This window comes from Marinovum sp. J2-8 (genome assembly GCF_055808435.1).
On sequence record NZ_JBVVRZ010000011.1, the window covers coordinates 78175 to 92097 of the forward strand.

The following is a 13923-nucleotide window of genomic DNA, read 5'->3' on the forward strand; positions in this document are numbered from 1 at the left end:
CCGCCGTTCAGACGACTAGAGCGAATTCTTGCAGAGCATGTGTGATTACTGCGGAATAAAGTGCTCGGTTGAATTTTAGGGTCGTCCAGGAGCGAGATTTCGTCGATGCCTGCTTCGGGTGAGGCACTGAGTGATCCGCAGATGGCGGTATTTAGGGTGTTCGTTTCGTCACCTGAGCAAGGCCCGCGTTTCCGCTTCTCTCAGATCAATGCAGAACAAGCTTGAAAATTTTTTCTTACAACAATATTGTTGTAGGCATGATCCCAGAACTTATCCCATTGCCCGGTTCGCCTTGGCCTGTACTGCCTCCGGGAATTCATATGGCCGATCTTAACGATGTGTCCGCGGTGTTCGCGACGAATCCATGGCGGCGCGAACTGCACGATGGACTTGTCGATGCGTGCGGCAGGTTGCGACGGGCAGGGTGTCCGACCGTCTATCTCGATGGTAGCTTTATTTCAGGAAAGCCAAAGCCGGGTGATTTCGACGCCTGCTGGGATCCTAATGGCGTCGACCCAGCGAAGCTTGATGGCGTATTTCTGAGATTTGAGAACGGCCGTGCCGCTCAGAAAGCCGCATTCAAAGGTGAGTTCTTTCCGTCTTCGATGTTGTGTTCTGATGTCGGAGCTACGTTTGTTGAATTTTTTCAGCAGGACCGTTTTACGGGGAAACAAAAGGGGATCATCGCAATTTCGCTTACGGCCGATCCACTTCTTTCTGGAAAGGTGCAGCCATGATCTACAGTGATAAACAGTACAACGTAGCGAGCGCACAACTGGATAAACTGAAAGGTGCTTTGGCTGTCGCGAAGGCGCGCGAGGCCGACCAAGCATGGCTTAAGCAGGCGGAGATCGCCGCTATTAGCAGCCAGATCGCCGATATCGGGGCAGAGCTTGCCGAATACGACCTTCTTAAATCCGGTCAAGTCTCGTTCTCGAAAACATACGCACTTGAAGAATTGCCGCGCGTACTTGTGCAAGCGCGCATCGCTTCCGGCATGAGCCAGACTGATCTTGCCGAGAAGCTTGGCATGAAGCCTCAACAGGTTCAGCGTTACGAAGCAACCGACTACATGGGGGCTAGCCTTGGGCGGCTGATCGAGATTTCGAAGGCGCTCGGCGTTAAGGCGTCAGGTAGTTTCGAGGGGCCGAAGCAGGCTGGCGGTTCGGTGTTCGTATGGGCCGATGCCGACGATATCGTTTGGGGCCAGCTTCCTTACAAGGAGATGATCAAGCGCAAGTGGTTTGACCTGCCGCGCGGTGCAAACCCCGTCGAGCGGGTAAAAGAGTATTTTCTGCAGTCGGCTGGCCCGCAATTTGCCACAGCTCTTCACCGCAAGAAGATGCACAGTGGCAATGCGCCCAACGAGTACGCTCTACTTGCTTGGCAGGCGCGCGTTCTGGAGAGAGCACGCAGAAAGATCGAAGCGCAAGAGATCGGCCACTTCGAAGTCGATGATCGGTGGATGCCGCAACTGGTGGACCTCACCAAGCGCAAGGACGGACCGAAGCGCGCTCGTGATTTGTTGGCCAGCAAGGGAATCGTTTTGATTGTTGAGCGGCACCTTCCGGGGTCATATCTCGACGGCGCTGCCATGCTAGCAGACGGTGAAACGCCGGTCGTTGCACTCACCCTTCGGCATGATCGCCTCGACAACTTCTGGTTCGTACTACTGCACGAACTCGGTCACGTCTTCTTGCATCTTTTCGACGGCCTGCGCTTTGACTTCTTCGACGAAGAGGGTGGTAGCGACGGCGATGCGATCGAGGCGGAGGCCGACAAATTTGCACTCGATACTCTGATACCTGGTGATCTTTGGGATCAGTGTCTTTCGCGTTTCGCTTTGTCCGACGAGGCCGTGGAAATTGATGCGGAGACCATCGGTATAGATCCGAGCATCATCGCGGGGCGGATCAGGAAGGAGCGCGGCAACTACACGATTTTGAACGATCTGATTGGTCTAGGTCAGGTACGCTCGCAGCTTGAGGAGGCTGGCGATGATCTTGACTGAAGATATGTATGTACCGGCGCTGCGTTGGCGGCAGGGCGAGTATCAGGCGCTTACTCGTCTTGCCACCGCAGCCAAGGATCGTGTCGTGCCCTACATCACCATTCCCGAAGTAGAGTACGATTTTGAAGCAAGGCAGCCGAAGAAGTCGGTCCACCAGCATGTGCATCCTTTCGCCGCCCGCTTTAATGCCAAGTGGGGCCGGAGGCCTGCTTGGGTGAGCCTCCATCCCGGCATCGCAAATGAGCGGATGGATGATGGGCGAGATATTCCCGCCTACGTGTTTGAGGCTCTTCGTACGACCCAAGCGAATGCGATACCGTCCGTTCCACTTGATGCGACGGCAGCCATCATCACGTCTGTTCGGACAATAGCTGCGACAGACGGCCTTGGGTCTGCGATCTCTGTCCGACTGGAGGACTTGATGAAGCCTAATGTGCGCGCACGCATTGAGGCGTTGGCAGCGTCTCTCTGTCAATCTCTCGACGAAATTGACCTCGTCATTGACCTGGGATCGCCGAACTACGAGCCCTATGCTGCTTTCGCAGGTGCGTTGATTGCGGCCATGCGCAGACTGGGCGACCTAGACGCCTTCCGGAACTTCATGATGATCGGCACGGCAATTCCTGAGACTTTCAAGGACGTTGCCAAGGGGGCAGACCAATTGCCCCGCCATGATTGGCTCTTCTATCAGGCACTGCTTGGGAAGATCCCTGCGGGAATGCGTCGGCCCAACTACGGTGACTACACGATTGTTCATCCTGATTTCAAAGCCTTGGATATGCGAATGATCAAGGCGGCGGGCAAGCTCGTCTACACGACAGCGGGAGATTGGGAAGTTCGCAAGGGAGGAGCATTTAATGATAATCGCTCCCAGATGCATGATCATTGTGCGTCGATCGTGGCGTGTGGCAAGTTCGCCGGTGCCGGCTACTCAATTGGCGACGACTACATTGCGAAGTGTGCGGCACATCTGGAGGGCCCAAGCAATCAGACTCGCTGGAAGGAGGTGGCGATCAATCACCACATCACGCGTGTTCTGGACGACCTCTCCAGCTTTCTCGCCGCGCCATGAATGAGCGAATTGAAGCAGTGATCTCTCGAACGGTCATCGCTTCGCACAGCATCTCGTAGAGTTGCTTTCTCGGCCGCCGGAGTTCCTTGGGGACGTATCCGGCCTTGTTTAGCAGTTCTATGACCTCATCTCGCCAGAGGAGATGCGCCATCATGACGGGATCGATCTCGGGGTTGGTGGCCGCATTTCGGAACACCTGAAAATTGATACCGCCTCTTGGTCCCTGCTCTGCGGCGATCACACCGCACCAATCGGGTGCGTCGGCGACGATGTTTTTAATATGCTTGGGTGCGGCAACAATCGTGAGCTTTTGTAGCGTTTGGCGGTAGATTTCGATCTGTGAACCGAGCCGGTCGAGATTATCCTTGGCGCTCTTGATCTCGTAGCCATGAATGCAGCCGTTGATGACTGCCACGTCCACTCGGCTTTTCGCATGTGCGAGGCCCAGTTCATCTATCACCAATGTATCTGGGTGTGCTTTGTACTTCCGCAGCCGTTTCGCGTGCAGCGCCTGCCGAATATCTGAATCTTTGGTCAAGGCTGCTGGCATCTCTCGCTTCGTCCTCCCTTCCGCTCTTCTGCCGAAATTCGTGTCCATGGCCAAGCAAAATTCGCGCCTTCTGCGGATTCCACGACGCATTTGTTCGTCAGAATGTGATTTTCATCCAAAATTTCAATGCAGTAATCGTTGAGACTTAACTGGTCGTTCAGTGGCCCCATGGTCGGCCATGGGGCGATAGACGATCCTCCTAGATCGTCTTGGAGCCATTGGTTAAGCACTCGAAGAGCCATAGAAATTTTGACAGATTGGCTGAAAGGTTACGAGTTCTTGTCCCCACACGCTAGCCGACTAAGCGTTTCGCGCGTTCCGCCATTCTGACGACCTGTGTAGCGGCTGCCCGCACGGCCGCTGGACTCTGCACAACACCTCGCCCAATCACTTCTCCAGTATTTAGTGCCCCGATCCGTGACCTCCCTTTGACGCCAGCTGTGTTGAAGAGCCCGCGCATGACCCCGGTTGTTCCAGCGACAACGGCGGGCGCCGCCGCCACCATGAGGTTCCCCGAGATACCACGCACGATCAGGGGCGTTGCTGCCACAAATCCCTTCGCCAGGAAAACCATGACGAAGAACGGCACCAGTGATCCGATGTTGGTTGCCGAGTTCGGATCACCGAGTTGGGCGAGCAGAGAATTCGCCATGCCGACGACGGTCGAGAACATAGCTGCGATGACGATGGGGTAGAAGGCATAGCTGACCGTCGTCGAGACCCACCTATGGAAGAAGTCCTTGGTCGCGTCGAAGAGCGACAGTGCGATCATGATCGGAGCAAGGCCAAGCATGAGTGTCAGCATCATCTTGGCAAATATGAGCACGATGCCGGTCATGAAGCCAAGAAGGCTCAACAGAACGAGCCCTATGCCGCCCAAGATCGCACCTGTCATCCAGTTCAGGTTGCTGCCGATGGCGTTCAAGTATTGGCTGAACTCTGAAATGAGATCATCGAACTCTGCCGCGAAGTATGTGGCTCCCGCCCCTCCGCCGCCGACCGAGGAAATCAGGGCTCCAGCGACATAGTCGAGCCCACCGATAATGGCATTCGCGACCGCGTTGAAGTTGGCCCAATTGAAGGCGAAGAGCCCTATCAACATCAGCTTTATCAGGTACCAAAAGAAGCTGGCCCCATCCATGCTGCGGAATTGGAAGGCCATATTAATGCAGACGCCGATCAGCGAAAGAGTGGCCATCAGCAGGACGATCGCGCCGACATTGCTTGCCACAGCCCCGAACTGGGATTCGGCTGCATCGACAAGGAACGCGTCTGCGGTTCCGACCATCCAACTGACGACACCCACTACCAGGTCCCTTGCGCTTCACAGATATCCTGCACTTCACGGGCGATCTGGTTTTGTTGGTCCCTGAGGGCTAACCGTGCTTGAGTATGCTCCGCCTGAGTACTTGTCGCAAAACGTTCTTCATATTCCGCCGAGGCAGCATCCCAAGGTGGGAAGCGGATGTCACAGCCACAATCGCCCGATGACGTGATCGCCTGCCAAGAACGCAATTCGTAGAGCCGCATCATGGTCCGAGCCTTGTAGGCTTCCCGCGGATTGATTTCGTCCATCCAAGTCGGTCGCGCCGGGCGATCGTTGCAGATCCGGTATTGCTGGGGCGACATATCGACCGTGAGGTCGTTTGAGACCTGAGGCGAAGTCTGTGCCACAAGAGGGGCCGCCAAGGCAGCAAACATGACTGCGAGGATTGGTTTTCGCATCTGGGGGGTCCTTTTTTACTCAGCGGCGACGGAAGGGCTCTTTTTGCCTCTGCCGTCGCCCGTGTCGAGGTTCAAATCTGTGGTTCGACCTGGAAGGAAGAACTCGGTGATTCCGCGCGCGCCTTCATGGCGGCCGGCCTGGATGATCACGTCGATCGAGCCTTCGATGTAATCGATCATGTCGGCAAAGGTCATCGGCACATCGGTTTTCAGGGCGGCGATGGCGAGGCGGCGAACAGCAAGTTGTGGGGTCTCGGCATGCAGCGTGGTCAGCGATCCACCGTGGCCGGTGTTGATTGCCTCGAGAAACGTCATCGCTTCGCGCCCGCGGACTTCCCCCAGGACGATCCGGTCGGGTCGCATGCGAAGCGTTGAGGCCAAGAGCACATCGGCACTGCGGGCATCCGTGTCCCGGTCCGCGATCAACGTCACGGCATTGGGCTGCTCGGGGCGCAGCTCGGCCGCCTCCTCGATGGTGATGATCCGCTCTTCGGACGGAATCAGCGAAAGGATCTTGCGCGCCGCGACCGTCTTGCCGGTCGATGTACCGCCCGAAACGATCATGTTGAGCTTGTTCTCGACGCAGAAGCGCAGCGCGGCGTCGATGTCGCCGGAGGCAACCACATTGCGCAGCGCGGCGTTTCGTTCGCGCCGCAGACCTTCGAGGCTGCGCTCCTTTCCATAGAGGAAGCCGAGCCGGATTGCCTCCAGCGGCAGGGAGGAGAAGAACCGCAACGATATTGAAAACCCGCCCTCGACTGCCGGCGGCTGGATCACCTGCGCGCGGATCGGGCGATCTCGATATAGGATCGAGACCGAGACAATGGGCTTCTTCGTGCTGAGCGTCGTCGAGGCGGCCGAGGCGATCTGGTTGCCGAGGTCCTTGATCTCGGTCTGGCTCAGCGGGCTGCCGAGACCTCGCATGAAGTGATCGCCCTGGAATTCGCCCCAGACTTGTCCGTCGGGATTGATGCAGATCTCGATCGTGTCGTCGTGCAGGACCTCGGGGCCGAAACGGTCGAGCGACGCTTCCAGATAACTTGCAGCCATGTCAGAAAATCTCGAGGTCACGATCGACCATGACCGTGATCCGTGTACCCTGATCGACATGTATCACTGGCCGGATCGCCAGATAGTCCTGCATCACGCTTTGCGTGCTATCGCGCAGGTCGGTGCCGACATCACTCGCAACATCGGCCGCCGCCTCGCTGTCGATTTGACCCGCTGCAGCCGCAGGCAGGGCGTCGATCAAGGAGATCAGCGCGGCGGAGCCGAAGCGTTGCGCGAAACGGGTGTCGACAAACCCGGTGGTGCCAGTACGGCCGAGTTCGTCTCCACCGAAGGCGCTGATCTGCACAGTCTGATTATCGGGCAAGATGATCCGGTCCCATGCCACCATGACGCGCGATTGGGCAAGTGGGACATCGGAGCGGTAGCGCCCGATCAGCCGCGCGCCGCGCGGGATCAGGATACGCGTTCCATCGAAAGAATGGACGTCTTCCGAGACGATGGCGCGGATCGCGCCGGGCAGTGTGCTGTCGAGTGCCGTCTCTGTCACAGCCTGAATCATGGTGCCCTGAACAACCGTGTTCGAGGGGTTCGCAATCACTTCGGCACGTGTCGCCTGTGCTGGTTGCGCGCCCGAACGAACAAAGGCTTCATCTGCATTCAGACGCGCGGCTTCCAGCGTATTCTCCCTATCCGCACCCGCGCCCATCCCGGAGAACGCGATCATAGGAGACGCGATGCGCTCTGCGCGGGCCTCGGCTTCGGCTGCGCGCCGCCTTTCGAGTTCGGCCAGCCGCAATTCTTCTTCACTTGGTCCCAATGAGGTCGGCTCTGGTGGTACAAGCCGTGCAAGCTCCAAGTCCATGCGGAGCTGATCCAATTCGCGATCCCGCTCGGTCAGCTGCCGCTCGAGGGCACGCTGCGCCTCGGCGGATGCTTCCTGTAAGGTGGCAATTTGCGCCGTCAGGTCCGCAATAGCCTGCTCCGCCCCGCTATCCGCGGCCTCGGCCGGTCTTGCGCGCAGTTCCTCGAGTTCCGCTCTCAATGTCGCAAGACTTTCCATCAGCGCGAGTTCAGACTCGCTCGGACCTGTGTCCGCAGGCGGGGCTTGGCTGGGTTCCGGGGTAGAGATCGGCGCCAGATCTCCGAATCCGGGGCCGCTACTCTGGAACTCTTCCGGCGCGGCGGTCGCCATTGGTGCTTCTGCCGACGGCTGTAGCGCAGCCCACGCCAGACCACCTGCTGCCGCGATGCCGACGACCCCAAGGATCGCGGCAAGCGGCGCAGGCCGCTTGTTGGCCTTCGCTTTGCCAGTCGAGCCTTCGAGAGCCGCGAGGCGCGCGGCGAGGTCTTCCGTACCTTCGGTCATGATGTGGCCTGTCCTGCGTCCTGGACGCAAACCACCTCTTCGCCAAGGCGAAGGACCCATTGTCGGTTGACGCCGGACACGCGGATGACGCCGTCACTCAAGGCCTGGCTGTTGACCGCGCGTTCCCTGCCGTTCGAATATCGGAAGATGGCGGGCACCGGCGCGTTCCGTGAAAACCGGAAATACGTAAAGGTACCATCATCCCAGATGGCCGTCGGCGTGAACTCTTCTCGGGCACTGACCGCATAGTTCGCGTTCGGCGCATCGGCCGCAACCGCCCTGGTGGGTTGCACGCGGTTTTCAGGATAGCGGAACTGCACGACATAATGCGGCGTCTCCCGGGCTTCGACGACATGGAAGTAGTAGGAGCGGCGGTTGGTGTAGACGGTGATGTTGGTGGCGACGCCAGATGCTGTCGGCTTGATGGCGAAGGCACGGCCACCCGGGACACCGTCGAATTGAAACCCGACCGTATCGCCGGCGATGATCGAGCGGATGGTTTCACCCTCACCGAATTCGACTGTGGTGACGCGGGTCAGAGTCGTGACGACACGGTAAACCTGGCCTTCAGTCCAGGTCGCGACGCGCACGCGATTGTCATGAGAACCTGGGCGGGGCGTAGTTTCGGCCAAAGCAGTCGTTCCCGCGAACGCGAGAATACTGGCGGCCAGCAGCGTAGAGATTGGAGTGCGAGTCATTCGGAACGGTCCGATCGGATGGCATATTGGGTAACGGTGAAACCGAAAGGGTTTTGCCAAACATCGTCGATCGCGCGGGTCCGCTCGGGCCGGAATTCGAACATCAACGTGGCAGTGAACGATCCATCCTGTACCCCCTGAGGGCTGGTCAGGCGCTTTCTGAGCCGCACCTGGGCGCGGTTATCGCCAATAAGGGTGATCGATGCGATCTCGACAGCCATCTCGGCCGCAGCCCCGTAACGCGTCGGCGGATAGCTGTCCTGCCCCGATGTCCACATCGCGCGCATGCTGGCCTCGGCCGATCCGGAAGACTGTGCCAGGACACGGCGGACACGAAGATCGTTGTCGAGCTGGTTGTAGGTTTCGCGGTCGAAAATGTAGCGGTAGATTTGCGCTTCGATCACGGCAGGCCGTTCGGCGAGCGACACGGTTTCAACCGTGGCATTGGGGAGCGCCATCCCGGTCGCGGGATCGTAGGGCACAACCACGGGAGGCGGCGTCTCGACCATCAGCGCGACAGCCGCAGCCGTCAAACAGCCGAATACGCCAAAGCCTGCCCCGGAAATGCCGATCATCCGCCAAAGCTGTTCCCGGCGCAGGGCACCGTAGACAAGTTCCTCTTCCACGAGCTCGCGCGCAGTCATCACCCCTGCCCTACTCATGGCTCAAGGTCCGGCAAGGTGAAGTCCATGTAGCGGCGTTCTTCAGCAACGGTGGCGGCATCAACCACGCCTGCATTGCCTGCGCCTAGGGTTTGAATCGCTTCCAGCTCCCACATCCGGGTCATAGCGATGGCGAGTTCCGCCGTGACGCGGGTGTTATGATCCATCGAGGCTTTGAGATCCTCCATGTCCGGGATCATCTCGACCAGACGTTCCACCCGTTCGAGAGACTGTTCCGCCTCTGCGTGGCTGTTCTGCGCCGCCGCCGACATCACAGCACCTGTGGTTGCCCGCGTGGCCACGCCTTCGGCGCCCGGATTGCCGCTGGTGGCGATCTCGCGGAGTGAATCCTCGTCGAACCCGGCGCTTGCCAGCGCCTGTTCCATCTGCGTGCGCATGGGCCCGGCATTGGGCCCGATGAGCGCGCTCCAATCGCCCGCCTGGATGCCTCGGATCAGGCCGGGGATGTCTTCGAAGTTGGCCTCAAGCAAGGTATCGAGGTCCCCGCCCATGGCAAGTCCGAGGATGCTGCGCGGCCCGGTGAGCGAGGCATACATCTCGTTCAGCTGATCGAGTTGGCTTTGCAGCATGTCCAGTTGCTCCAACGCATTGTCCAGAAGATCGGTCTGGATCCCGAAATCCTGCAGCATCTGTTGAAGCTGGCGGATTTCCTGAGCAATGTTCTGAGTGTCCACCGTGGGCACACCCTGTGCCGCGACAGGTCCGGTGACATTGAGGGCAAGCGCGAGAGCGATGCTACCGGCGAAAAGGGAACGGGGCAGGCGCAGGTTCAACGCAAATCCTCCTGACTAAAATCCATGTATTGCCGTTCGGCAGCTTGCGCTGCCGCCAAGGCGATCTGCTCGGCACTGAGTGGTTCGGTTCGGGCGGCCTTGATCCGGGTCCGGATTGCTACCAGCCGGGCCAGTTCGGCCCGGGCATAGGTGTTGAGCGCGATGGCCTCGTGGAGATCCTCGGTCTCACCAATGCGGGTGATGATGTCCTGAACCCGCAGGGCGGCGGCACGGACCGAGACCAGCGAATAGTCGCCATAGACCCCTGCGCCGTGGGCCGAGAGGCTGAAACTCGCGTTGGCGAGGAGCACAGGGTCGATGGTGCCGAGCGCATCGATGCCGCCTACAGCCGCGAGGTAGCTGTTGTACTGCTGCGGGATCACCACGACATAATGCTGGGTTTCCGCGAAAGGCGGCACACCGCCATAATCCTGCACATTGCCAGGACCGGCGTTATAGGCGGCTAGCGCATGGATAATGTTGCCATCGAACATGTTCAGCATTTGTGCGAGGTATCGCGCACCGCCGGTGACCTGCAGATAGGGATCGTCGTAATAGGCCGGGTAGATCCCGAGATCGCCCGCGGTACCGGGCATGATCTGGGTAAGTCCGAAGGCCCCCACGGGTGAGCGTGCCCCGATCTGGAAACGACTTTCCTGCCAGATCAGCGCCTGCAAGAGACAGCGCCATTGCACGAGCGAAAGACCTGCGCGGCCGACCCCGGACAGACTATGGGTGTCGCGTGCTGCGCGGATGATCAGCTCCTCGATCCCCTCCCTGGCATCGCCAAACATCCGCGCTGCCGCTGGATTGGTGTCCTCGGGCGCATAAAGACTGGCGGCGGCGCTTTCGACGTCGTCTACCGCCCCCTGCCCCGCCTCGAGCCCCGCCACGGTTCCGGCCACGTCTCCAGCGCCAAGCGACATGGCATCCATCAGCCCTTCGAGGGAGGCGAGTTGCTGGCGCTCGATTTCGGCCAGTTCCTCCTCGCGGCTTAGCCGGTCCTGCTGCAATGCCAGGTCCCGATCGGTCTGCTCAAGGATGGCCTGCCGCTCTGCGAAGAGGCGCAGGTCGAAGGTCGGCACGCCCTGGGCGACCGCTGGCCCCGCCGTGGGACCTGCCAGCGCAAAACCGATCATCGAGAGAGGAAGCCAGGTCCGCATTGGTTCAGCCGCCCGCCCCCAAGAGGACGAAATCGCAGGCCGTGTCGCGGCGCGTGACCTCCGCCCCCATGGTCGAGATCGTGGCGGTGGCGGTTCCTGCCTGCGCAGGAGCCTCGCGAAAACTGAAGCAGTTGGCTTGCGGGGCGTTATGCTGCGCACAGGCTGTCAGCGTCAGGCCGAGCCCGAGCAGCACGACGCTGCGAATGATGGTACGGGTCATGTCACTCTCCAGAAATCAGGACGTTCGCGATAATCGGCGCCGACAAGCGCTTCGCCCTTCTCCATTCCGCCAAGGATGGTCACGAGCGGGCCGAGCGCGCTGAGATCGGCATCGATCACGACGGAACCACGGTCGTCGCGTACAAGCGCAAGCCGCGAGGCCGAGCCGACGCCCAGAAGCACGTCGAGCTCTTTCTCGCTCAGGCCGAGCATCGCGTAGTCAGTGGCGGAAGCACGAATGTTGGGCAATAGCACCTGCGTCGGCACCGCTTCCACGATGGTCTTGCCGGTGCGTGTGCGCTCGAGCTGGCTGGCATATTGCGTCATCATCACGACGACGGCGTTCTGCTTCCGGGCGGTCACCAGCCAGTTGCTGAGTTGCTCCGCAAAGTAGGCGTTGTCGAGGGCTTTCCATGCCTCGTCGATGACGATGATGGTGGGCTTGCGGTCCTCGATCACCCGCTCGACCCGGCGGAAGAGGTAGGACAGGACCGCCATGCGTTCCCGCTCGCTCTCGGAATCGAGGATGCCGGTGAGGTCAAAGCCCGCGACGTCTCCATCGATGCTGAAACTGTCCTCGGCATTGGCCCCGAAGATCCAGCCGTAGCGACCCTCGGCCGTCCATTCCTGCATACGCTCGAAGAGATCGCCCTCGTCATCGGTCGAGACCAGCAGCGAGGCGAAATCCGACCAGTTTCGTAGGCTCGCATGTCCTGCGCTCGCGTTCTGGCGCACGACTTCCTGCAATCGGTTGGTCTGAACCGGGGTTAGCGGTCGATCGCGCCGCTCCAAGAGGCTCGCGAGCCAATCAGCAAGCCATGCCTGGCCCCGCACGTCGATCTCGGTTTGGAGCGGATTGAGGCCCGTGGGGCGCCCCGCCCGCACGGTCGAATAGCTGCCGCCGAGCGCGCGGACGGCCATCTCCATGCCCGCGCGATAGTCGAAGACGAAGACCCGCGCACCTGCCCGCCGTGCCATGGTCATCAGGAAAGCCGCCAGGACGGATTTGCCGGAGCCGGGACGGCCGAGGATCAGCGTGTGGCCTCCCGTGGGCTCGCGATCCGGCGCGCCCTGTTCGTGGAAGTTGAAGCGAAAACCACTGCGCTCGGGTGTCGGAAAGAGCGTGATCGACACGCCCCAGGGGACTTCCCGCCCTGTCTTTCCGAGCGGGGTGCGGTGGAAGGTAGCGAGATCGGCGAAGTTGTGGTTCGTGATTGCGGCCTTGCGGCTGCGCGCCCCTGTGTTCCCGGGATGCTGCGCCATGAAATGCGCCCGTGCCCCGAAGGCTTCCGAGATCAGGTTGACGCCGGAGGTGGCGGAGATGTTGCGGATTTCGGCCGCGATGTCGTCAAGCGCCGTCTGGGAGCGGGCATAGACCGCCACGGTCATGTGGTGCTCGCCGAAGATCAGACGTTTAGATTCCAGATCGTCCTGCGCGAGTTCCAGCTCCTGGGCCAGACTAACGGCACCGTCATTGGCGGCCTGCATTAGCCGCAGCTGTCGCTTGATCCGGCCCGCCATGATGTTGGCGTTGATCGGCACAAAGGAGTGGGTGACCACCATGTCGACGGGCAGGTTCAGCTCGTCGAGCATCAGGCTATCGGTCTTGGCGGGGTAGTTTTTCACCGCAAAGATCGCCCCGAGCTTGTCGCCGACAGCACCGTCCGAGAGCGCGATGGTCGTGCCGCGGAAGGTGACGCGGGTATTTGCGACGTCCTCGGCGATCACACCGAGGCGCGACCGGGGGAAGAGCGGATGCTCCTCGCCTGTGTTGAGCGAGCCGAGGAAGCCCAGAAGCTCGCCGGTGCTTGCCGCAAGCAGGCGAGGCTTCAACTGATCGAAGGACGACAGCAGAAACCCCACAACCTCGTCGAGCTTGCGCAAGCGGCGGGTCGTGTCCGCCGCATGTCGCGCGCGAGACGCCCCCAGATCGAAAGGCAGACGGCTGCTCACCTCGGGGCGCTTCAGCACCGTCAGGGTCAGCGTCTTGTCGCGCAGGCCAGATTGACCCAGATGCGCGCGCCAGCGTTGATCGACGGCGGCAGCAAACCCCTCGCCCGGAATGGGCGGCAGGGTCACATCGACAGCTTTCGAGACCTTGTGCAGGTAGAATGAGAACTCGGTCCCGACCTGCGCCACGATGCCAGCCAGCAACCCTCCGATCCGGTCGAGATGCCCGTCCTCGCTCGTGGTGCTGTTCACCCCCTCAAGCCGGATGCACTGCATCAGCTCGTTGCCACGTGTCCGGATCGTTCGGTCGGTGACGAGGCTCACGTAAGGCAGCATCATTGAGAGCCGCTTCTCGCCCTTGACCCATGCGGGTAGCACGGTCAGCGGATCGATGGCGTTCTCAACCTCATCGGCAATTCCATCACGGGGCATAGCTGTCGCCTCCGTGCAGCTTGCGGTTCGTCGTGGGCGGGGTTTCCTGCAGGGTGATCACCAGGACATCGAGGAAGTTCGGATCCCAGTCTGCGGCCTTCCAGAGCGCGGCCAGGCCAGCCCCGCGAACACAGCCACCACCCAGCTCTGCACCCAGAGGAACAGAAGCGTCGAGCCGAAGAGCCAGACCATTGCGTACATGATCGGCAAGCCCATCAGCTTGGGTGGCCTGAGAAGACCGATGAACACGCGGGACTGGTCAGCCATGGA

Annotated in this window: 14 protein-coding genes and 1 pseudogene; 3 read left to right on the plus strand and 12 right to left on the minus strand. The window is 60.4% G+C overall.

What is annotated here, in order from left to right:
• Window positions 1-221: 221 nt before the first annotated feature.
• The 3 genes from AC0L4F_RS21685 to AC0L4F_RS21695 are packed head-to-tail and all read left to right on the plus strand — an operon-like array spanning window position 222 to window position 3083.
• The gene (locus tag AC0L4F_RS21685) at window positions 222-737 is read left to right on the plus strand and encodes a DUF6932 family protein (protein ID WP_206894505.1); all 516 of its coding nucleotides are present in this window, start codon (window positions 222-224) and stop codon (window positions 735-737) included.
• Window positions 734-2011: an XRE family transcriptional regulator gene (locus tag AC0L4F_RS21690; protein ID WP_206894502.1), complete on the plus strand. Its 1278-nt coding sequence runs from the start codon at window positions 734-736 to the stop codon at window positions 2009-2011. Before AC0L4F_RS21685 ends, AC0L4F_RS21690 begins: the two co-directional genes overlap by 4 nt.
• A complete protein-coding gene (locus AC0L4F_RS21695; RefSeq protein ID WP_206894501.1) occupies window positions 1998-3083 on the plus strand; it encodes a beta family protein in 1086 nt (361 codons plus the stop codon). Before AC0L4F_RS21690 ends, AC0L4F_RS21695 begins: the two co-directional genes overlap by 14 nt.
• On the opposite strand, the gene AC0L4F_RS21700 is transcribed toward AC0L4F_RS21695, so the two are convergent.
• The 12 genes and pseudogenes from AC0L4F_RS21700 to AC0L4F_RS21755 form a co-directional block, all read right to left on the minus strand.
• On the minus strand, window positions 3037-3633 hold the full coding sequence (locus tag AC0L4F_RS21700) for a sce7726 family protein (RefSeq protein WP_244691446.1): 597 nt from the start codon (window positions 3631-3633) through the stop codon (window positions 3037-3039). The genes AC0L4F_RS21695 and AC0L4F_RS21700 overlap by 47 nt on opposite strands.
• A 292-nt stretch (window positions 3634-3925) precedes the next feature.
• Window positions 3926-4939: a TrbL/VirB6 family protein gene (locus AC0L4F_RS21705; RefSeq protein WP_206894499.1), complete on the minus strand. Its 1014-nt coding sequence runs from the start codon at window positions 4937-4939 to the stop codon at window positions 3926-3928.
• Window positions 4939-5358, minus strand: coding sequence for a hypothetical protein (locus tag AC0L4F_RS21710; protein WP_206894497.1), 420 nt, complete (start codon window positions 5356-5358; stop codon window positions 4939-4941). Before AC0L4F_RS21710 ends, AC0L4F_RS21705 begins: the two co-directional genes overlap by 1 nt.
• A gap of 15 nt (window positions 5359-5373) precedes the next feature.
• Window positions 5374-6408 (minus strand): ATPase, T2SS/T4P/T4SS family, encoded by a 1035-nt coding sequence (locus AC0L4F_RS21715; protein ID WP_206894495.1) that lies wholly within the window; start codon window positions 6406-6408, stop codon window positions 5374-5376.
• A 1-nt stretch (window position 6409) separates the two neighbouring features.
• Complete coding sequence (locus AC0L4F_RS21720) at window positions 6410-7735, minus strand: TraB/TrbI/VirB10 family type IV secretion system protein (protein ID WP_244691447.1); 1326 nt, start codon at window positions 7733-7735, stop codon at window positions 6410-6412.
• A complete protein-coding gene (locus AC0L4F_RS21725) occupies window positions 7732-8433 on the minus strand; it encodes a TrbG/VirB9 family P-type conjugative transfer protein (protein ID WP_244691448.1) in 702 nt (233 codons plus the stop codon). Before AC0L4F_RS21725 ends, AC0L4F_RS21720 begins: the two co-directional genes overlap by 4 nt.
• A complete protein-coding gene (locus tag AC0L4F_RS21730) occupies window positions 8430-9077 on the minus strand; it encodes a VirB8 family type IV secretion system protein (protein WP_043872331.1) in 648 nt (215 codons plus the stop codon). Before AC0L4F_RS21730 ends, AC0L4F_RS21725 begins: the two co-directional genes overlap by 4 nt.
• A gap of 14 nt (window positions 9078-9091) precedes the next feature.
• On the minus strand, window positions 9092-9889 hold the full coding sequence (locus tag AC0L4F_RS21735) for a type IV secretion system protein (RefSeq protein ID WP_028095516.1): 798 nt from the start codon (window positions 9887-9889) through the stop codon (window positions 9092-9094).
• Window positions 9886-11052 carry a lytic transglycosylase domain-containing protein gene (locus AC0L4F_RS21740; RefSeq protein ID WP_038073935.1) on the minus strand — a complete coding sequence of 389 codons (1167 nt, stop codon included), beginning with the start codon at window positions 11050-11052 and terminating at the stop codon, window positions 9886-9888. The genes AC0L4F_RS21735 and AC0L4F_RS21740 overlap by 4 nt, the downstream gene beginning before the upstream one ends.
• Window positions 11053-11056: 4 nt before the next feature.
• A complete protein-coding gene (locus tag AC0L4F_RS21745) occupies window positions 11057-11272 on the minus strand; it encodes a hypothetical protein (protein ID WP_206894482.1) in 216 nt (71 codons plus the stop codon).
• The gene (locus AC0L4F_RS21750) at window positions 11269-13653 is read right to left on the minus strand and encodes a VirB4 family type IV secretion/conjugal transfer ATPase (protein ID WP_244691449.1); all 2385 of its coding nucleotides are present in this window, start codon (window positions 13651-13653) and stop codon (window positions 11269-11271) included. Before AC0L4F_RS21750 ends, AC0L4F_RS21745 begins: the two co-directional genes overlap by 4 nt.
• Window positions 13643-13920, minus strand: a pseudogene (locus tag AC0L4F_RS21755) (VirB3 family type IV secretion system protein). The gene AC0L4F_RS21750 and the pseudogene AC0L4F_RS21755 overlap by 11 nt, the downstream one beginning before the upstream one ends.
• Window positions 13921-13923 lie beyond the last annotated feature (3 nt).